The organism is Streptomyces sp. NPDC002520 (assembly GCF_053595235.1).
In genome coordinates, this window is the sequence record NZ_JBSFXG010000013.1 from 42,596 (window position 1) to 60,405 (window position 17,810).

At 71.1% G+C, this 17,810-nt stretch carries 16 protein-coding genes and 1 pseudogene; 10 read left to right on the plus strand and 7 right to left on the minus strand.

Features of this window, described 5'->3' with window-relative positions; genetic code table 11:
• Position 1: 1 nt before the first annotated feature.
• Positions 2 to 1,186, minus strand: a complete 1,185-nt coding sequence (locus ACWD5D_RS19835; protein WP_451374014.1) for a hypothetical protein — start codon at positions 1,184 to 1,186, stop codon at positions 2 to 4.
• 267 nt (positions 1,187 to 1,453) lie between these two features.
• Here ACWD5D_RS19835 and ACWD5D_RS19840 point away from each other — a divergent pair, with 267 nt between their 5' ends.
• Positions 1,454 to 1,738, plus strand: coding sequence for a hypothetical protein (locus ACWD5D_RS19840; RefSeq protein ID WP_451374015.1), 285 nt, complete (start codon positions 1,454 to 1,456; stop codon positions 1,736 to 1,738).
• A 232-nt stretch (positions 1,739 to 1,970) separates the two neighbouring features.
• On the opposite strand, the gene ACWD5D_RS19845 is transcribed toward ACWD5D_RS19840, so the two are convergent.
• The 3 genes from ACWD5D_RS19845 to ACWD5D_RS19855 form a co-directional block, all read right to left on the minus strand.
• Positions 1,971 to 2,663 carry a DUF4232 domain-containing protein gene (locus ACWD5D_RS19845; RefSeq protein ID WP_451374016.1) on the minus strand — a complete coding sequence of 231 codons (693 nt, stop codon included), beginning with the start codon at positions 2,661 to 2,663 and terminating at the stop codon, positions 1,971 to 1,973.
• A gap of 130 nt (positions 2,664 to 2,793) precedes the next feature.
• Complete coding sequence (locus ACWD5D_RS19850; protein ID WP_451374017.1) at positions 2,794 to 3,717, minus strand: RNA polymerase sigma-70 factor; 924 nt, start codon at positions 3,715 to 3,717, stop codon at positions 2,794 to 2,796.
• Between the two features lie 513 nt (positions 3,718 to 4,230).
• A complete protein-coding gene (locus ACWD5D_RS19855) occupies positions 4,231 to 4,704 on the minus strand; it encodes a carboxymuconolactone decarboxylase family protein (protein WP_451374018.1) in 474 nt (157 codons plus the stop codon).
• Positions 4,705 to 5,088: 384 nt separating this feature from the next.
• Between ACWD5D_RS19855 and ACWD5D_RS19860 the strand changes: the two genes are divergently transcribed.
• The 5 genes from ACWD5D_RS19860 to ACWD5D_RS19880 all read left to right on the plus strand — a co-directional run bounded on the left by ACWD5D_RS19860 (position 5,089) and on the right by ACWD5D_RS19880 (position 9,934).
• Complete coding sequence (locus ACWD5D_RS19860) at positions 5,089 to 5,640, plus strand: toxin (RefSeq protein ID WP_451374019.1); 552 nt, start codon at positions 5,089 to 5,091, stop codon at positions 5,638 to 5,640.
• Positions 5,637 to 6,815, plus strand: coding sequence for an MAB_1171c family putative transporter (locus ACWD5D_RS19865; protein WP_451374020.1), 1,179 nt, complete (start codon positions 5,637 to 5,639; stop codon positions 6,813 to 6,815). Before ACWD5D_RS19860 ends, ACWD5D_RS19865 begins: the two co-directional genes overlap by 4 nt.
• Before the next feature lie 72 nt (positions 6,816 to 6,887).
• Positions 6,888 to 8,069: an MAB_1171c family putative transporter gene (locus ACWD5D_RS19870; RefSeq protein WP_451374021.1), complete on the plus strand. Its 1,182-nt coding sequence runs from the start codon at positions 6,888 to 6,890 to the stop codon at positions 8,067 to 8,069.
• A 15-nt stretch (positions 8,070 to 8,084) separates the two neighbouring features.
• Positions 8,085 to 9,572, plus strand: coding sequence for an NAD(P)/FAD-dependent oxidoreductase (locus ACWD5D_RS19875; protein ID WP_451374167.1), 1,488 nt, complete (start codon positions 8,085 to 8,087; stop codon positions 9,570 to 9,572).
• Positions 9,573 to 9,778: 206 nt separating this feature from the next.
• Entirely contained in the window at positions 9,779 to 9,934 is a 156-nt protein-coding gene (locus tag ACWD5D_RS19880) for a hypothetical protein (protein WP_451374022.1), read from the plus strand.
• A 189-nt stretch (positions 9,935 to 10,123) separates the two neighbouring features.
• On the opposite strand, the gene ACWD5D_RS19885 is transcribed toward ACWD5D_RS19880, so the two are convergent.
• Both ACWD5D_RS19885 and ACWD5D_RS19890 read right to left on the minus strand, forming a co-directional pair.
• Positions 10,124 to 10,600 carry a (2Fe-2S)-binding protein gene (locus ACWD5D_RS19885; protein ID WP_451374023.1) on the minus strand — a complete coding sequence of 159 codons (477 nt, stop codon included), beginning with the start codon at positions 10,598 to 10,600 and terminating at the stop codon, positions 10,124 to 10,126.
• Positions 10,601 to 10,608: 8 nt separating this feature from the next.
• Complete coding sequence (locus tag ACWD5D_RS19890; RefSeq protein WP_451374024.1) at positions 10,609 to 12,948, minus strand: molybdopterin cofactor-binding domain-containing protein; 2,340 nt, start codon at positions 12,946 to 12,948, stop codon at positions 10,609 to 10,611.
• 622 nt (positions 12,949 to 13,570) lie between these two features.
• Here ACWD5D_RS19890 and ACWD5D_RS19895 point away from each other — a divergent pair.
• The 3 genes from ACWD5D_RS19895 (at position 13,571) to ACWD5D_RS19905 (ending at position 16,821) form a co-directional block, all read left to right on the plus strand.
• The gene (locus ACWD5D_RS19895) at positions 13,571 to 14,236 is read left to right on the plus strand and encodes a response regulator (RefSeq protein WP_451374025.1); all 666 of its coding nucleotides are present in this window, start codon (positions 13,571 to 13,573) and stop codon (positions 14,234 to 14,236) included.
• Positions 14,233 to 15,345, plus strand: a complete 1,113-nt coding sequence (locus ACWD5D_RS19900) for a sensor histidine kinase (protein ID WP_451374026.1) — start codon at positions 14,233 to 14,235, stop codon at positions 15,343 to 15,345. The genes ACWD5D_RS19895 and ACWD5D_RS19900 overlap by 4 nt, the downstream gene beginning before the upstream one ends.
• Before the next feature lie 375 nt (positions 15,346 to 15,720).
• A complete protein-coding gene (locus tag ACWD5D_RS19905; RefSeq protein WP_451374168.1) occupies positions 15,721 to 16,821 on the plus strand; it encodes a PP2C family protein-serine/threonine phosphatase in 1,101 nt (366 codons plus the stop codon).
• A gap of 238 nt (positions 16,822 to 17,059) precedes the next feature.
• Here ACWD5D_RS19905 and ACWD5D_RS19910 read toward each other — a convergent pair.
• A pseudogene (locus ACWD5D_RS19910) lies at positions 17,060 to 17,185 on the minus strand (SDR family NAD(P)-dependent oxidoreductase); the annotation flags it as partial.
• Positions 17,186 to 17,369: 184 nt separating this feature from the next.
• Here ACWD5D_RS19910 and ACWD5D_RS19915 point away from each other — a divergent pair.
• Positions 17,370 to 17,810, plus strand: coding sequence for a protein kilB (locus tag ACWD5D_RS19915; RefSeq protein ID WP_451374027.1), 441 nt, complete (start codon positions 17,370 to 17,372; stop codon positions 17,808 to 17,810).

The following is a 17,810-nucleotide window of genomic DNA, read 5'->3' on the forward strand; positions in this document are numbered from 1 at the left end:
CTCACGCGAGGCCTCGCGGCGAAGCGCTCTTCGCGTGCGCGTCCGCACGGTCCAGGTCCGCCAGGAGCCGTTCCACGTCCGTCATGAGGGAGCCGTACACGTGCCACGCACCGGGTTTGGTGAGGGCGCCCCGGCCGATCAGCGTGGTCATGGTGTCGTGCCAGGCCAGCACGCCGTCCATCGCGAGCCGCAGACGTTCACGGGGCACGGCGTCGGGTGATCCGGTCGGGCCGGGCGGCTCGCCGAATCCGTTAACGGCCGCTCCCGCCAGCCGCAGGGTCTGCGCATAGCGGTCGAGGAACTCGTGGCCCAGGTGGTGACCGGTGTGGCGGTCACGGGCATTGTCGGCGAGGGTCCGTGCGATGCCGCGCACCTGGAGGGCGACCCCGCGCAAGGCCTGGAACGCCTCGCCTGCGGGCACTTCCCCGTGCCGGGCCTGGGCGGCGCAGCGTGTGTTCCAGTGCAGGCTCTCGTCGGCCGTGCGCACGCGCTCCTCCGCCTGGACGAGGCGCTTGTCGAGGCCGCGTGCGCGGTGGAGCCAGCCGTGAGCCCTGGATGTGAGCTGCCGGCCTTCCAGACCGGCCCCCATGTCGCTCAGCAGTGATCCCATGGCCCGGGCGAGCTCGCGTACGGCCGAATCGGACTCGTCGAGATGCAGCGGTGGCAGCACCAGGGCGTTCACGGCGATCCCCACGACCGCGCCGGCGAGGGTCTGCAGCGCCGGGTCCACGAGCCCGCCCAGGGGTTCGGTGGCCGTGGCGGTCAGCGCGATCACCGCTGTCGAGGCGATCTGCAGCCGGTCTTCCGCCGCGCTACGAGGACCGGCCAGCACCGCCAGAAGGGCGATGACCGCCGCGGCGCCCGCGGTGGGCCCCAGCAGCCGAGCGGTCCCGAGTGCGAGAACCAGACCCGCGACCCGCGCCGCCACGCTGTGCACCGCCTTTGTCACGGACTGGTGCACCGTGGAGGCGTTGACCATGACCAGAGCCGTGGCCACAGCCAGGAAGGGACGTCCCGTCGCCGCCCACGGCGCCGTGGCACACCAGGCGAGCAGGGCCGCGATCAGTGTCTTGACCCCGTGCACCACATACCCGGGCCGCAGGGCGGACAGGCGACGCAGGAGGCGCTGTGCCGGCGGTGATACCCGCATGGAAACCGGCCCCGACGAAATGGTTGAACGTTGCACGATGTCAAGGGTGGCACCTTCTGCCGCCACCGCGTTCGTGACATTAGACACGATAAAGGTATAGACCTCACCGATAGGCATGACTCGGACCGGACGGGCGTTGCCGACCATCACAGACCTCGCCACCAGGTGGCGATCAGGTGACATAGCCCACCCATGTAGTTCATTGTTCAACCATTCAGGGTGTGCATAACCTGGACATCGCCGTCACCACGGCAGGAACCACGGCTCGCCCTTCCACCACGACGGGCCGCACAGGAAGGCAAGATGATGACCAAGCTCATTCGCCGCACCGCGATCGCAGGCGCCGCAACCGTCCTCGCCGGAGCCGCTCTCCTGGCCACCGGCGGGTCCGCCCTCGCGGCCACCGACCACCTCGACGCGCGCACCCCCGCCCGGGTCGTCGCGACCGAGCACACCAGGACTCTCGCGGCCCGTGGCACTCACGAGGCCGCCCGGCCCGACGCCTGGATCGCCGGCCAGCTGGAAATGGTCTCCCCCTGGATCTCCGACCAGCTGACGCTGTTCGCGCCGACCGGGCATTCCGCCTGACGCCTTCTCACTTTCCGTATCTGAAGCGGATGTTGTCGGCGAAGATGATGTCGGCGGCGAAGACCGAGCGGGACGATACGGACAGTTGCTTCGGCGACTCCAGGTCGAGCCCGGAGAAATCGACTCCCCCTCCAGAGCACCGATCGGCTCGCGATCGGTCCCGGGAAACCCTGCCCCGAGGACGCCGATGCCGACGGCGGCACCCCGGTCGGCCGGTCAGCCGGTCAGCCGGTCAGGAAGCGGCCTCGAAGGCGTCGACCCGGACGTCCTTCCCGCACACGTCGAAGGAGCCCGCAGCCCCGCCGACCTTCGTGACCTGAACGGTGCGCGCAACGTCCTTGGGCAGGGCGATCTCGACCTTGGACGCCTGCACCGCGCAGACCTCGCGGCCCGACTCGCTGCCATCGAAGTTCAGGTCGGTGTAGGCCACCCACGCCTGTGCGGTGGCGCCCGGCCTGACGTCGACGGCGTCCGTGCCGCTCTTCGAGTTGTCGGTCTCGACGGGGTCGGCCTTGCCCTGGTCGTCCTTGGCCGTCAGGGTGACGGCGCCGACGATGGTGCAGATCGACTTCGAGGTGTTGGTGACCTTGATGGCGCCCTGGGCCGGCTGCTGCTCGCTGGCGTGCTGCGCGGACTGGACGAACTGGATCCGGGTGTTCCGCGTCGAGCACGCCGGCGTGATACCGCCGCTGCCACCGGAGTTACCGCCCGAGGCGGAGGTGTCGGAGCCGCCGCCCGTGGCGGATCCGCCCGAGCCGGTCTCCTTCGAGGTGGGGGTGTCCGAGACGGAGTCGGAGGACGCGGAGGCGGACGTCCGGCCGCCGGCCGCCTTCCCGTCAGTGTCGCTGTCGCTGTTGCCGCAGCCGGTCAGGGCCAGGGCCGACAGAGCGAAGACGGCGGCAGTGGTGACGATACGGGCACGCATGGGTATGGAGTTCCTTCCCCCTCAGCACGATGTGGTCAAGGGACAGGACGGCACGGCCCTGACGTCCGTTCCACCCCGCACAAGAAACTCACAGCCGTCACGAAGCCGTAACCATGATCACGATCCCGGGTCAGTTCGGCTGCCGGCGGGCCTGCCGCACCTCACGGTCGATGGCCCAGGCGTCGGCGACCGGTCCGAGGTGGCCCAGCTTGTCGGGGTTGATCACGACGCGGATGGTCCGAATACGCGCGTCGAACACATCAAGGACGAGGGCGTGGAGCACCTTGCCGGCCCGGTCGCGGAAGACCGCGCCGGGCTGGCCGTTGACCTCGTGCGGCTCGATCGTCACGTCGATGCGGATCAGCCAGGGGAAGACCGCGGCCAGCATCCGGGCCACGTTGTCCGCGCCCAGGACGGCCCGGGCGAGCTGCGGGGCCTTGCCACCGCCGTCCCCGACCAGTTGGACGTCGGCGGCGAGCAGATCCTGCAGTCCGCCCACGTCGCCTTCCTTCAGCGCGTCGAAGAACCGCGCCGCCAGCTTCTCCCTCTCCTGACCGTCCGCTTCGAAACGCGGCCGTCCGGCCTCCATGTGCCGCCGCGCCCGCACGAGCAGTTGCCGGCAGGCCGCCTCCGACCGTCCCACCGAGGCGGCGACGCCGTCGAACCCGAAGGCGAACACCTCGCGCAGCACGAAGACCGCGCGCTCGAGCGGGCTGAGCCGTTCGAGCAGCAGCAGGGCGGCCATCGACACCGAGTCGGCCAGCTCCACCGCCCGGGCCGGGTCCTCGTACGGATCGCTGAGCAGGGGTTCGGGAAACCAGGGACCCACGTACTCCTCGCGGCGCACCCGGGCCAGGCGCAGCACGTCGATCGAGATGCGGGTGATCGTGGCCGACAGAAATGCCTTGGTCGACGTGGGCCGGGTCGAGGACCTGTCGAAGCGCAGCCAGGTCTCCTGCACCGCGTCCTCGGCCTCGGCCACGCTGCCCAGAATGCGGTAGGCGATCGAGAACAGCAGCGGCCGCAGATCCTCGAACTCCTCGACCTTGCTCACTCCTGCTCCCCCTTGCGCCTCTCCCACCCGTGAACCTCCCCCGCCCCGCCGTGCTCCCCCGCGCAGGCATGCTCGTTGATCATCCGGGCCACCGCCAGAGTAGTACCGTTCCTGAAGGCTGAGCAGGAGTGAGCCCGTTCAGCCGCACGCCCCGAACGGTCTTGGGCGCACTGGTCCCCGGCGTACTCGACCCCAGGGTGGCGACACGGATCCTGTCCGTGGTCCGAGCCCGGGAGGCCAGTTCCCTCACGACCTGGCCATATGCATACGGCCAGAGGCGACGGGGAGGCCCGGGACCATCTCTCTGGTGAAAAGGGGGCCCCGCACGCTGGCGCCGTACCCGGCGTCCCAGATCGCACGGTCACCGTAGCCCGAACGGCCCAAGCCCGGAAGCTGACCATCACACGATCGAGCTAACGCAGCCTCGTGCGCGCTCCTCGCCGAACAGTGCCAACCCCCTCGGCCTGGGCCCGGGGTCCGCAGTCGGACCCCGGGCCGGTCGCGGGCGCCGGCTCAGTGGAACCGGCCGGGCTCGTAGCCACCGGCGGGCTGCTGGGTGATGATGTTCAGCCGGTTCACGGTGTTCATGAAGGAGACGAAGACCACCAGGGCGGCGAGCTGGTCCTCGTCGTAGTGCTTGACGGCACGTGCCCACACCTCGTCGCCGACCCCGCCGGCCGCGTCGGCAATCCGGGTGGCCTCCTCCGCCAGTTCGAGCGCGGCGCGCTCGGCGTCGGTGTAGACCGTGGCCTCCCGCCACGCCGCGACGAGGTTCAGCCTCACCGGGGTCTCGCCTGCCGCGGCGGCCTCCTTGGTGTGCATGTCGATGCAGGCGCCGCAGCCGTTGATCTGGCTGATGCGCAGCGCCACCAGTTCCCGCGTGGCGGCCGGCAGCGGCGAGTCCTTGAGCTCCTTGCCCACCGACATGAAGTACTTGAGGCCCTTGGCGACGGTCGGATTGGCGAAGTAGTCCAGTCGTGCGTTCATGGTGCGCGCTCCTTCGTGGTCGTCGGTTGCTCACCCCCTGGGACGGGTTCACCCGTTCTCCTGTGACATGGCCTGGTGTGACCCGCGTCTCCCCGCCGCAGGCCTGGCCGAGTCGAGAACCGGACGCGACGTCACACGCGCACCAGCCGGAATCAATTCCGGCATACCGGATGGCATTTTCAGCCATTCCGGCACGGCCGAACATACCCTTTCCGGCGCTACATCCCTTTTCCCTCCCCCTCCCGGGAACGGCGGGAAGTGAAAGGGTGTAGCTGTGAAGCAGTCCAACTTGGCATATTGCCAACACGGTTGATCTCCTGCACTCACCGAACGCCACCGCTTCAGCCGCAGACCGTTTCGAAGCCAGCGACCCATGGGGAGAGCGTGCGTACGACCAGGAAGATGAGGCGGCTCGCCAAGGCGCTCATCGACCCCATCACCGTCCCGGTCCCCGCGGACCCGGGCGTCCTCCTCGATGCCCTGGTCGAGTCCGCCACCTGGTGGCGGGGGCGCCCGATCGTCGTCCACACGGCCAACTTCCCCACGCCGCACACCACGACGACGGGTCTGTGGATCGACCGCGGCACCCGCGACGACATCGTCATCGAGGCGGACGCCCCGCCCTGGATGAAGCTGGTGATCCTGGGCCACGAGTTGTGGCACATGGCCGACGACGACCCCGTACCGCCCGGCGGGCACGCCGGCGGCCTGCTGCCGGCGCCTGTCGGCGAGAGCGCCCAGGCGAGCGCGGCCCGGACCCGGTTCCAGGAAGCCGCCGAGCAGCGGGCCGACCTGTTCGGCATGCTGATCGGCGACAGGCTCAGGCCGTGGCTGAAGGCATCTCCGGACTCGGTCTACGCGGCGCGGAACGCCGTGGGCGACGACCTCGCCAGCCGTATCGGTGCCGCTCTCAACTACCGGGGGACGGGCCGATGAGCGGGCTGATCAACTACATCAGCTGCGGGATCCTGTGGCTCGCGCTGCTGGCCAAGGCTCCGGACGTGGCCCGCAACCGCCGTGATCCGTTCCTTCTCTCCATCAGCGGACTGCTGGCCTTCGCCTCGTTGTGCTTCCTGTTCGGCGCCCCTCCTGTCGTCGGGTTCATCAATCGGGCCAGTGGTGTGCCCAACCTGGCGGCTCCGCTGACCTACGCCGCCGTCACCGCCTACAGCGCCTCGTACGTGATCCTCATCGTGTACTGGCGCGGCGGGCCGACGACAACGCGCACCGCGAAGCGCTGGATGTTCGGCTACGCGGCCGTGCTGTGCGGCATCGCCGTCATGTTCGCCTGCGGAGACGCGTCGGTGGAACGCCGGACCGACTTCGACACCTACTACGCCACGACCCCGTTCATCGCCGAGATGATCGTCCTGTATCTCGTGTCGCATCTGACGGCCGTCGTCATGGGGGCGGGCCGGTCGCTCGGCTGGGCACGGCACGTGCACGGACCCCTGCGCGCGGGGCTGCTCACCATGGGGCTCGGTGCCCTGGTCACCGGTGGTTACAGCATGTCGAAGGTCGTGGCCGTGGTGGCGCGTTGGTGCGGACGGGACTGGTCCGCGCTCGGCACCACCATCGCCCCGGCGTGCGCCGGGCTGGGCGCGGCACTGACGGTCATCGGCATCCTTGTGCCGCTGGCCGGCCATCATGTGGCCCGTCATGTGCGACTCTGGCGCGCATACGTGCGGTTGCGACCGTTGGAGCGTGTGCTGGAGGAACTCCTGGAGCGCGAGTACCTGCGCGTGCCGCGGCCGTCCAGGGCGTCCGTCGCCGCATGGCTGACGTGGCGCCAGAACAGCATCTACAACGGCCTGCGCTACCTCGGCCCGTACTTCGACTCCGGGCTGTTCCAGCGCACGTACGCCGATCGTCTTCGGGGCTCGCAGGATGCCGGCCGGGCGGAGGCCGCCGCGTGGGCCACGGCCATCACCGCGGCGACGCGCGCGGTCCGTGCGCAAGAGGCGGCGCTGTCGTCCGGCAGCGGGATCGGCTCACCGCCGGCGCGCCCCGAACTGCCGGCCCTGTTGGCCATCGCCGATGAACTGGCGCGCCGCGACGGGGGTGCTTCGCTGCCCCTGAACGACGGCGCGCTCACCGCAGGATCGGTGTGAGCCGGTGCCCGCCCGCCGTCCCCCCACCGCGTGCCACGTGTCCCACCGGGCACTGAACGGAGTTCTCAGCCCATGAGCCTGGTCGTCTACTCGGCCGCGTGCTTCCTCGGCGTGGCGGCTCTGCTGATCCTGCGCCGGCCGCGCCGAGCCCTCAGCGATCCGCTGAACGCGTCCACGTGTGCGGCGATCCTCCTCGGTGGGGTGTGTTTCGTCTGCTCGGCCCCGGCCACGCTCGCCGCGGTCAACGAGCTGACGGGAGTGCCCAACTTCGGTGCCCCGATGACGTACAGCGCCATCTCGGCGTTCAGCGCGTCCCTGATGATCCTGCTCATCAACTGGCGCGGTGGGCCGCCCGAGCGGATCAGGCGCTGGGTGTACTCGATCGGTATCGCCTACACCCTGCTGATCGTCGGCATCATCGCTCTGTTCGCGCTGGCGGACGCGCCCGAGGAGCGACTGACCGATCTGGACACGTACTACGCGAACACGCCGTACATGCGCGAGATGATCGTGCTGTACCTCGTGGGGCACGCCGTGTGCACGCTCGTGATGTGCGTGGTCTGCGTGCGGTGGTCGCGGGAGGTGACGGGCATCCTCAGGGCGGGCCTGCGGCTCATCATGGCGGGGCTGGCCCTGGATTTCGTCGGCTTCGTGGCCGCCAAGACGGCGGCGGTGGCCGCCCGGTGGGCGGGGCACGATCTGGACGTCCTGTCCACGGTCGTCGCTCCGCCGGCGGTGTCGCTCGGTGGTCTGGTGTTCAGTGCGGGGTTCGTCCTTCCACGACTGCTGCCCGCGGCCCTGTCCCAGTGGCGCAGCTACTGGGACCACCGGGCGCTGGCTCCGCTGTGGACCGAACTGCGTACCGTGCCCACCGCTCCCAAGCCCTCGCCCCCGCGCTGGCAACTGCCCAGGGGACGGCTCTACTACCGCGAGGTCCGCATCCTCGACGCCCTGCTCGCCCTCCAGTCCCGTTACGACGGCCAGGTCCGCGAGCGGGCGTACGCGCAGGCCCAGCGGCAGGGCTGTCCGGACGAGGAGGCCCGGCTCGTCGCCGTGGCCGCCATGGTGGTCGACGCCGCCCGTCAGAGTCCGGGTGCCGAGGACCGTGCCGTCGCGGAGCCCGTCGACGCCTCGCGCCTTCCGGCCTCGGCGTTCTCCGACACCGGTGAACTGGTGCGGTTATCAAGGGCGTTGGCGAGGCCCCCCGCTGTCGAAGCAGATCGTGAAGGTACGGTGAGGGCCTCTCATGGCTGATACACGAGGAGCATGATGTCGCGTAGAGCTGTCGTCCTCGGCGCGGGGATCGCCGGCATGCTCGCGGCTGCGGCGCTGTCGCCGGCCGTCGACCACGTGATCGTCCTGGACCGGGACGAGCTGCCTGCCGGGCCCGAACACCGCAGGGGTGTACCCCAGGGGCGGCATGCTCATCTGCTGATGCCCGGCGGGCTGGATGCGATGGACCGTCTGCTCCCGGCGACGGACATGCGCGAGCACCTGCTGGCCTCCGGGGCCCGGGAGGTCTCGCTCAGCTCCGCGATGGTGGCGCTCACCCCGGCGGGGTGGTTCAGGCGGTGGCGTCACAACCACCATCACGTGATCACGTGCAGCCGCGCTCTGCTGGACTGGGCCGTGCGCGCCGCGGTGCTGCGCGGCACCACCGTCGAGGTGCACCGCGCCCGCGCGACCGGGCTGCTCGGCGGTGCTCGGCGCGTCACCGGGGTGAGGCTCGCGACGGGCTCGGGCAGCGCGTTCGACCCCGCCTTCCTCGCCCGGCACGGTGTCCGCCTGTCCCCGGACGGGCGGGAGGCCGAGCTGGAAGCCGACTTCGTCGTCGACGCCACCGGCCGGGGGACGCGGATCGTGTCCTGGCTGCACGACCTGGGAATCCGTGACATCCGGGAGAAGAACATCGACTCCGGGCTGGTGAACGCCACCCGCGTCTACCGCACCCCCGAGGGCGCCCGGGACTGGCCCCTGACCCTCATCCAGCCGAACCCCTACACCGGCCGGCCCGGCCGAAGCGGCATGATCGTGCCGATCGAGAACGATCAGTGGATGGTGAGTCTCGGGGGTTCCCGTGGGGGCGAGCCCCCCAAGGACCCCGAGGGCTTCCTCAAGTACGCGCTCGGTCTGCCCCATCCTCTGGTGGGCCGCCTCATCCAGGGCGCCGAGCCTCTCACCCCGGTCTTCACCAGCCACAGCACCAGCAACTCGCGGCGCTACCTGGAGAAGACCCGTCTGTGGCCCGAGCGCTTCGTCGCGCTGGGCGACGCCGCCGCCACGTTCAACCCGCTGTACGGGCAGGGCATGTCGGTCGCCGCGCTGGGGGCCCTGAAGCTGGCAGAGGCCGTCGGGTCGGCCGACGTCGCGACGTCCGGTCTGGCCCGCCACGTCCAGCGCGTGGTGGCCCAGCCGGTCGAGGCGGCATGGACCCTGGCCGTGAGCACCGACGTCCTGTACCCAGGGGTGCACGGGGGCAGACCGACCCTCGCGGACCGGCTGGCCGCCGGCTACTCGCAGCGCCTGACCCGGGCCGCCACCGGCTCGTACGCGGCGGCGTCCGCCCTGTGGGACGTGACGGGGCTGCGCACGGGCCCGTCCCGGCTGATGCGGCCCGCCACGGTGCTGGCCGCGCTCGCCGGCTCCCCGCTGCCGCCGCTTGCGGGGCCGCCGCTGACCGCGCGGGAGCGCGTGCTTCTTTCCCGGCTGACGCGCACCCCGGCGCAGGTCTCCGCACAGGGTGACGACGGGGTCTGACACCGACTCGCGTCGTACGGCGGCGCGAACGGGTCGCTCGACCGCGGACCGGGGCCCGCCGGAGCCGTCGGCTACCTCTCCGTGTCGCTGAGCCTTCCCGCGACTCGACGCCGTGCGACGGTACGGCAGGGGGCGCGGTGGTGGCCCGGGGTATCAGGTGGGTGGACACAACGATGTGCTGCCCGTGATCCGTCTCCTGATCGTCGATGAGCTTCAGCGCCGGTTCACCGGCGATCCGGCCCATGTCCGAGGGTGACTGGGCCACCGTCGACAGGTCGAACCACGCCGGGATCCTGCTGGCGTCCGCACCCGTCGAGGGCGGTCTGCTCGCGCCTGACGACGCGGTGTGGCTCGCCGTGTAGGGGCCTGCGTCGCCTGGACGCCACCGGGCGCGCCGCGGGGCGCGCCGTCGGACGGGCAGCGGGCGGTCCCGTATCGGACCGCCCCGCCCAGGCCGAACCCGGCCGCCCGCCAGGGCCGCGTCATGGCGCCTGATCACCACCGGCCATCGGTCATCGGTCACCGGCCATCCGGCCCTGTGCCTGCCCCGCTCAGTACTTCTTCGCGCCGGCCTGGATCGCCTCGCGGATGCGGTGGTAGGTGCCGCACCGGCAGATGTTGCGGATCTCGTCCAGGTCGGCCTCGGTGATCTCGCGACCCTCCTCGCGGGCCTGGCGGACCTTGGCGACAGCGGTCATGATCTGGCCGGGCTGACAGTAGCCGCACTGGGCGACGTCCTGCTCCAGCCAGGCCTCCTGCATGGGGTGCAGGTCCTTGCCCACGGTGGCGGGCAGGCCCTCGATGGTGGTGATCTCGTCGTCGGCCCCGATGTCCTTCACCGGCACCGAACACGGGTTGAACGCCTTGCCGTTGATGTGGCTGGTGCAGGCCTGGCACACGCCGAGCCCGCACCCGTACTTCGGTCCGGTGACACCGAGGACGTCGCGCAGCACCCACAGGAGCCGGACGTCGTCCTCGATGTCGACGGTCACCCGCCGGCCGTTGACGATGAAAGTGCGTTCGGGCACGGGGACTCCTAGTAGGCGCGGTCGAGACCGTCGGTGGGCGACGCGGGTATCGGCGGGGTGGTGGGCAGCGGCTCGAAGCCGAGCGGCTCGGCGTGGTTGACCGGGAACGTCGTCGGCATGGTGCCGGTGGCACGGCCGTACGCACAGGCCACGGCGGCCATGGCGGCCGGGACGCCCAGCTCACCGGCTCCGCCGGGCTGTCCGGTGGTCGGCGGCATGACGACGATCTCCAGCTCGGGCGGGGTGTTCCACTGCCGGGTGTAGAAGTAGTTGTCCCAACTGCCTTCGAGGAAGTGGCCGTTGTCGAGGTGGAGGCCGGAGCTGAGGGTGATGGCGATGCCGTCCATGATGCCGCCCATCATCTGTGCCTCCAGGCCGCGCGGGTTGACGGCCAGGCCGACGTCGACGGCGCAGACGACCTTGGTGACGCGGGGCCCGGTGCAGGCGTCGCGGATCTTCCGGCCGGTGGTCTCGGGCCGGCAGTCGATCTCGGCCAGGACCGCCACGTACGCGTGGTACTCGGGGTGCAGCGCGATGCCCTGCGCGGTGCCGGCGGGCATGCTCCGGCCCCACTCGCCGACCTCGGCGACCTTGTCCAGGACGGCTCGGGCCCGTTCGTCCTTCACAAAAGCACGGCGGAACGCCAACGGGTCCTTGCCCATGCGTCTGGCCAGTTCGTCCACGACCAGTTCCTGAGCACACCGCACGTTCGGCGAGTAGATGTTGCGCATGGAGCCGGTGTTGAAGCCCTTGTCGGTCTCGCTCAGCAGCTGGGTGACGACACCGAAGTTGTACGGGGTCTGCTGGGTCAGGGCGAAGACCGTCTCGGAGAAGGTGAGATCGCTGACGGGCAGCCGGGCCGCCTCGGCGGTGATGATCTCGCCCAGGCCGTGGCCGAAGTCGGTGGCCACGGAGGTGTGCCGCTGGTCGTAGGTGAGCACGTTGCCCAGCGCGTACGTGGCCCGGACCCGGGAGGTGGACATGGGGTGGGCGCGGCCCTGGCGGAAGTCGTCGGTGCGATGCCACATCAGCTTGACGGGCTTGCCCACCGCCTGCGAGACCTCGGCGGCCTCGGCGGCGGCGTCGTGGAAGAGCTTGCGCCCGAAGGAGCCACCTCCCTCGGTGACATGGACCTTGACGGCGGCGGGGAGCAGCCCCAGTTGCGCCGCGATCTCCTCCTGGGCCGCGATCGGGACCTTCAGACTCGCCCAGATCTCCGCGGAGTCCGCGCGTACGTCGGCGATGGCGCAGTTGGTCTCCAGCGCGCTGTTGCTGGCGAAGTGGAAGGTGAAGCGCGCGTCCACCGACTTGGTCAGCAGGTCGAGCCCGACGAGCGGGAGTTCGGCCTTGCGCAGCTCGTCCTGGATCACCTTGTCGCTCTTGCCCTCGGCCGTGCCCGGCCCCCAGGTGACCTTCAGGGCGCGGACGGCGTCGATGCACTGGCCGAAGGTGCGGCCACGGACGGCGACGCCGGTGGAGACGATGACGACATCGGTGATGCCGGGCATCGCCCGTACCTCGGCGAGGTTCTCCACCGAGCGGACCGTCCCGTTGATGGTCGGCGGCCGGCAGATCATGGTCGGCAGGGCATCCGGGATGTGCAGGTCCATCGCGAACTTCTTCTGCCCGGTGACCGCTTCGCGGGCGTCGATGCGCCGCTGTGCCGTGCCGATGACCTTGAACTCCGAGGCCTGCTTGAGCGTGACCGACTCCTGTCCCGTGGTCACGGATGCCGCCTTGGAGGCGAGTTCGCCGTACGAGAGGCTCTTGCCGGTCACCGCGGAGGTGATGACGCCGGCCTTGGCCGTCAGGGTGCCCAGGGCCTCGCCCAGTTCGAGCGCCGCGGCCTTGAGCAGTCGGGCGCGGGCGAGGGCGGCTGCCACACGGATCGGCGTGAAGGTGGAGATGGTGGTGTTGGAGCCACCGGTGAGCTGGTTGAACAGCAGCTCCGGCCGGGCGTCCGCGAGCGTGACCTTGATCCTGTCCAGCGGAAGGTCCAGCTCCTCGGCGATCAGCATGGCGCTGGAGGTGGTGATGCCCTGCCCCACCTCCGCCCGGGGCAGCGCGAAGGACGCCGTGCCGTCCGCGTCGAGCCGAAGGGCGATGAGGTTCGCCGTCGGCAGGGCCGCGTGCGTGATCATGTCGTTGAGGTCGTAGATCTCCGCCGGCCCCGGCGGGGAGGGCACCGCGGCCTCCGCCTGCGCGGGGGCGAGGGCCGCCTCGCCGAGCTGCGCCGCCACCGTCAGTGTCGAGGCGCCGATGACATAGCCGAGAAACCTCCGCCGCCCGATCCCGTCCGCCCCCGGTGTGGGTGCGGGCTCCGACGAGCGCTGGTGTATGTCCGTCAACTGTCCTCCCGGTAAGGCGGAACGCGCCTGTTCGATGCGGCTCGTGGTGCGTTCAGGGCCAGTTCCCACCACGCCAGCAGATCCTCCATGACGACAGCACCTCAGTCGTGCTTTTCACCAGGGCCTTCACCTCTTCCCCATGGCTCTCGTGCGCGGCACTCATGAGGGGTCGGCGGTGGCCTGGTGCCATGCCCGGGAAGAGTCGCCGGTGCGCCGTGACTCCTGGTATCGGGGAGAGGTCGTCCAGACGCCGGCAGCCGCCGAGTCCATGCCTGCCTCTCCCGCGTCGCCCCGTGGATCACTGTCGGGCATGATGAGAGCGACGACGTGCTCCCCGCGCTCGCCGGGACGGATCCCGCTGCCGGAGGGGCGGGACCGACCGGCCTCCGGAGGCGGTGCTCACATGACTCACGCAACGCAGGCGGCCCGGCTGCCGTACGCCCTCTAGCGGCCCCGGGGAAGACACCGGCCGTACGCGCCGGCGATGCCCGGCCTGCGGCCCCCGACCACGATCGCCGGCCCGGCCGCGCCGCCAAACGGCGGGAATCGGTGCCCGCCTGTCCTCGGACGGCTCGCGCGGTGGTACGGATCGAACGGCGGGGATGCGACGAGCGGAGGGCATGTGATCCGGGTCCTGGTGGTCGACGACGAAGCCCTGGTCCGCGGCGGCTTCACCCACATCCTCAACGCGACGGACGACATCGAGGTCGTCGCGGCGGTCCCCGGCGGCCAGGCCCTGTCGGCGGTCCGCGCGTCACGCCCCGACGTCGTTCTGCTGGACATCCGGATGCCGGACGTGGACGGCCTCACCGTCCTGGAAGGCCTTGGCCGTATGCCGGACCCGCCGGTGGTGGCCATGCTCACCACGTTCGACGCCGACGAGTACGTGGCGACCGCGCTGCGTGAGGGCGCCGCCGGCTTTCTGCTCAAGGACACCGACCCGGAGCAGCTCCCCTATCTCGTCCGCGCCCTGGCCGAGGGCGGGACCGTGCTGTCGTCCAAGGTCACCCGCGCCGTGGTGGACGGATATCTCGACAAGGACGCGCGCGAGCCCGCTGTTCGGCTCGCCGACCGGCTGAGCGAGCGCGAGCGTACCGTCCTCGTGCTCATGGCCGAGGGGCTGGCCAACTGCGACATCGGCGAACGGATGCACCTGAGCACCGGCACGGTCAAAGGCCATGTCAGCGCGGTACTGAACAAACTGCAGGTCACCAGCCGCGTCCAGGCCGCGCTGATCGCCGAGCGCGCGGGCCTGCTCGCGTCCTCGCCGGCCGAGGACGCCGGGTGAACCACCGGTCGGGGCGGGCCGTGCTGCAGGACTGCGGGCTCGTGCTCATCGCGCTGGCGGACGCCTGGGCGCACATCGACGTCGAGACACAAGTGGCCATGGCCTGGGCGATCGTCGCCGCGCTCACCCTCCTCCTGCGACGGCGACTGCCCCTGCTCACGTTCGCCCTCGCCCTGCCCGCCGCACTCATCTCCGACGCCGTGTTCGCCACCACGGTCGCGCTGTTCACGCTCTCCTCGCTCAGCCGCCATCGCGTGCTGCTGGCCGGCTGCGCCCTGGTCTACACGGCGGCCGACTTCCTGCCCTGGCCGTGGTCGTCGCTGCGGGCCTCCGAACTCGACAAGACCGACAGTCTCCTGCACCTCACCTACACGCTGGCCACCGCGGCGGCGCCCGTCTTCCTGGGCCAGCTCGTCCAGGCCCGGCGGGACCTGTCCCTGCGGCTCAGCGAGATCTCCGAGGCACGGGAGCAGGAGCGGCTGCTGGCCGCGCAGAGCGTCCTGGCCCAGGAACGCGCCCAGCTTGCCCGGGAGATGCACGACGTGGTCTCGCATCAGGTCAGCCTCATCGCCGTGCAGGCCGGCGCCCTTCAGGTGGGCGGCCCGGACGCCGCGACGAAGGAGGCCGCGGCCACCATCCGCCGGCTCAGCGTGCAGACGCTGGACGAACTACGGCACATGGTCAGCGTGCTGCGGGCCGCCGACGGCCGCCCCACGGAACTCACCCCACAGCCGTCCCTCGCCGACCTCCAGCGGCTGGTCGACACCAGCGGCATCGAAGCGGAACTGAAGACGGACCTGCCCGAGGACCTTCCTGCCACGGTCCAGCGCGCCGTCTACCGCACCGTCCAGGAAGCCCTGACCAACGTCCGCAAGCACGCTCCCGGCGCCACGGCCACCGTCACCGTCCGCCAGACCGACGGCACCATCCGCACTTCCGTGGCCAACACAGCACCCACCCGGCCGGCCCTCCCCCTGCCCGGCGCCCACCACGGCCTCGTCGGCCTGCGCCAGCGCGCCGAACTCCTGGGCGGGACCATCACCTCCGGCCCCACCCCCGACGGCGGCTACGAGCTGCGGCTCGACCTGCCCGCCGCCGACGCGTCGTGACTCCGGCACGCGCATGCGTACCGGCGCCCCTGGCATGGATACCGGTGGTTCCCGCCGCGCCGGTGCGCCACCGCGCCCCGGCGCTCCCCGAACATGCCGTTGAGTGGAGCAATCACCGGCGTTCCGCGCCACCTCGGACCAGGCTGTATGCCCTGCCGAGGTCGTACAACTGGAGTCCCGAGTGCCAAGCCCGCAGAGGCCGAACAGTCAGGCGTGGCGTCCGCTTGCACGCAACGCCCACCGGGCCGTGTCCCCCGGTCCGACGGCCCCCGCGCTCAGGAGCGACCGGTGAGGCGCCGGCGTAGCGCCCCGGAGGCGGACCACGCGCAGGCGGACATCGGCCCGCGGACCCGGCTGCCCGCGCCTCCGGCATGGCTGCGCTGGCTGCCGCTCCTGTTCATCGCGGGGGTTCTGCTGCTGGAGCCGGTGACGCCCGTGGTCTGGCCGGTGAGCTTCGTGCTGATCGCCCTGCCGCTGGTGGCCGCCTTCGCACACGGTCCCGTGGTCGTCGCCGTCGCCACTCTCGGTGCCGTCCTCCTCGAAGGGATTCTGGCCGGTACCCCGTGCTGTGCGGGCCGGACGGTCGGCTACCTCTGGGACCGGCACTACGTCGCCTCCTACATCTGCACGGCCCTGGTGGGCGCCCTCGGCACGATCCTCGCCGCCCATCGCATCCGTCGTGAACGCACGCTCGCCGATGTGCGCTTCGTCGCCGACATCGCGCAGCGCGTCCTGCTCAGACCGGTCCCCCACCGGATCGGCAACCTCAGTCTGGAAAGCCTGTACCTCTCCGCCGCCGCGGAAGCGCACATCGGCGGTGACCTGTACGAGGCCGTCCCCACCGCGTACGGCGTACGGCTGCTCATCGGCGACGTCCGCGGCAAGGGTCTGCTCGCGGTCGAGACCGCCGCGTCGCTGCTCGGCGCGTTCCGCGAGGCGGCGCACGACGAACCCGACCTTTCCGCTCTGGTGGACCGCGTGGAGACGAGCATCGCCCGCAGGGCGACGCAGCTCGGGGGAAGCGAGACGGCCGAACGGTTCGTCACCGCCGTCTTCGCCGAGATCCCCTCCGACGGCCACGTCGTCCGCATCGTCAACTGCGGCCACCCGCCCCCGCTCCTCATCCGCCCCGGCGAGGTGCGCGAACTGGACCAGGGGCGGCCGGGTCCGCCGTTGAACCTGGGCGTACTGGTCGAGATGCCGTACCACGTCGACACCTACCCGCTGCGGCCCGGCGACCAGCTCCTCCTCTACACGGACGGCGTCACCGAGACCCGAGACGCCTCCGGCGCGTTCTACCCCCTCCTCGAACGCCTCAGCTCCTGGGGGCCGCTCCCTCCCCGGGAACTCCTGGACCGCCTCCACGACGACCTCCTGGCCCACAGCCACAAGGGCCTGCAGGACGACACCGCGGCCCTGAGCGTGTGCGTGCTCGCCGACGAACCGCCTGAGGAGTCTGCGGTGTGCATGAGCTGAGGGCCGCTCCGAGACCGCGTCGGCATCGACACCGACGTCGGCGTGCAGCGATCCGTCCGGATGCCCCGCCCGGCGCGGTTCGGTCGGCTTGTCCGGTGGGGTGGTGGGGTGCCGCGAATGATGGTCCCGACGGTCGCGGCCCGGGCGGCGCTGAGGCGCAGCTCGTGGGCGAGCCAGGGTCTCGGTCTCGTTGCAGTCGCTGAAGTAGCGTCCGCCGATGCCGTCGAGGAGGGGTGAGGGCCGGGCCGTCGGCTGCGAGTGCGCCGTGCAGGCCGGTGGCGAGGGCGAAGTGGCCCAGGTGGTGGGTGGCGAACTGCCACTCCCAGCCCTGGGGGGTGTACTGCTCGGGGCAGGCCATGACGCCCTGAGAAGTGGCGTTCCGCCGCCAACTCCCCCTGCAGGGCACGTCGATGTGTTGTTCGTGGCGGGCCCCTCCGTAGCGGGAGAATGGGCGCCGGGCGGCGTCTTGCGCTCGATGCACCGGAACCGGTGCCGGGGTCACGCCCCCGGCGGCCGGCATCACCCCGCTCTCTGAGGAGGACTTTCCGATGTGGTCCACCATCATCGCCGTGGCCGGCACGCTGCTCGGCGGCGCGCTCACCGGACTGATTCAATTCAGGGGTGAACGGGCCGCCCGCGCCGAACGCAGGGCGCAAGCGCTGCGTTCGGCACTGGGCGAACTGGTGGCTGCCCTGGGTGACCATCGGCGGGCCATGTGGCACCGCGAGGACCTTCGTCTGAGGGGCGCGAGCCAGGAGGCCGTCGACGCGGCCCGCGCCATGTCCCACGTCACCCGCTCCGCCGTCACCGCCCCCCTGGTGTCGGTCTCCGTCCTCGAACCGTCCCTCGCCGAAGTGGCTCGCAAGGCCGCCCTGGCCGCGTTCGACATACGTGACGCGGCCGACCTCACCGACCTGGCCGCCCGCCGCGAGGCCGCCATCGCGGCGACCGACGACCTGGTCGACGCGGCGGGGCGCGCCATGGCGTGA

Excerpts from the sequence above, each read along its gene's own strand:
- ACWD5D_RS19840 (WP_451374015.1), top strand. The coding sequence starts at position 1,454 with ATGATGACCAAGCTCATTCGCCGCACCGCGATCGCAGGCGCCGCAACC.
- ACWD5D_RS19845 (WP_451374016.1), bottom strand. The coding sequence starts at position 2,663 with ATGCGTGCCCGTATCGTCACCACTGCCGCCGTCTTCGCTCTGTCGGCC.
- ACWD5D_RS19855 (WP_451374018.1), bottom strand. The coding sequence starts at position 4,704 with ATGAACGCACGACTGGACTACTTCGCCAATCCGACCGTCGCCAAGGGC.
- ACWD5D_RS19865 (WP_451374020.1), top strand. The coding sequence starts at position 5,637 with ATGAGCGGGCTGATCAACTACATCAGCTGCGGGATCCTGTGGCTCGCG.
- ACWD5D_RS19870 (WP_451374021.1), top strand. The coding sequence starts at position 6,888 with ATGAGCCTGGTCGTCTACTCGGCCGCGTGCTTCCTCGGCGTGGCGGCT.
- ACWD5D_RS19875 (WP_451374167.1), top strand. The coding sequence starts at position 8,085 with ATGTCGCGTAGAGCTGTCGTCCTCGGCGCGGGGATCGCCGGCATGCTC.
- ACWD5D_RS19880 (WP_451374022.1), top strand. The coding sequence starts at position 9,779 with ATGAGCTTCAGCGCCGGTTCACCGGCGATCCGGCCCATGTCCGAGGGT.
- ACWD5D_RS19915 (WP_451374027.1), top strand. The coding sequence starts at position 17,370 with ATGTGGTCCACCATCATCGCCGTGGCCGGCACGCTGCTCGGCGGCGCG.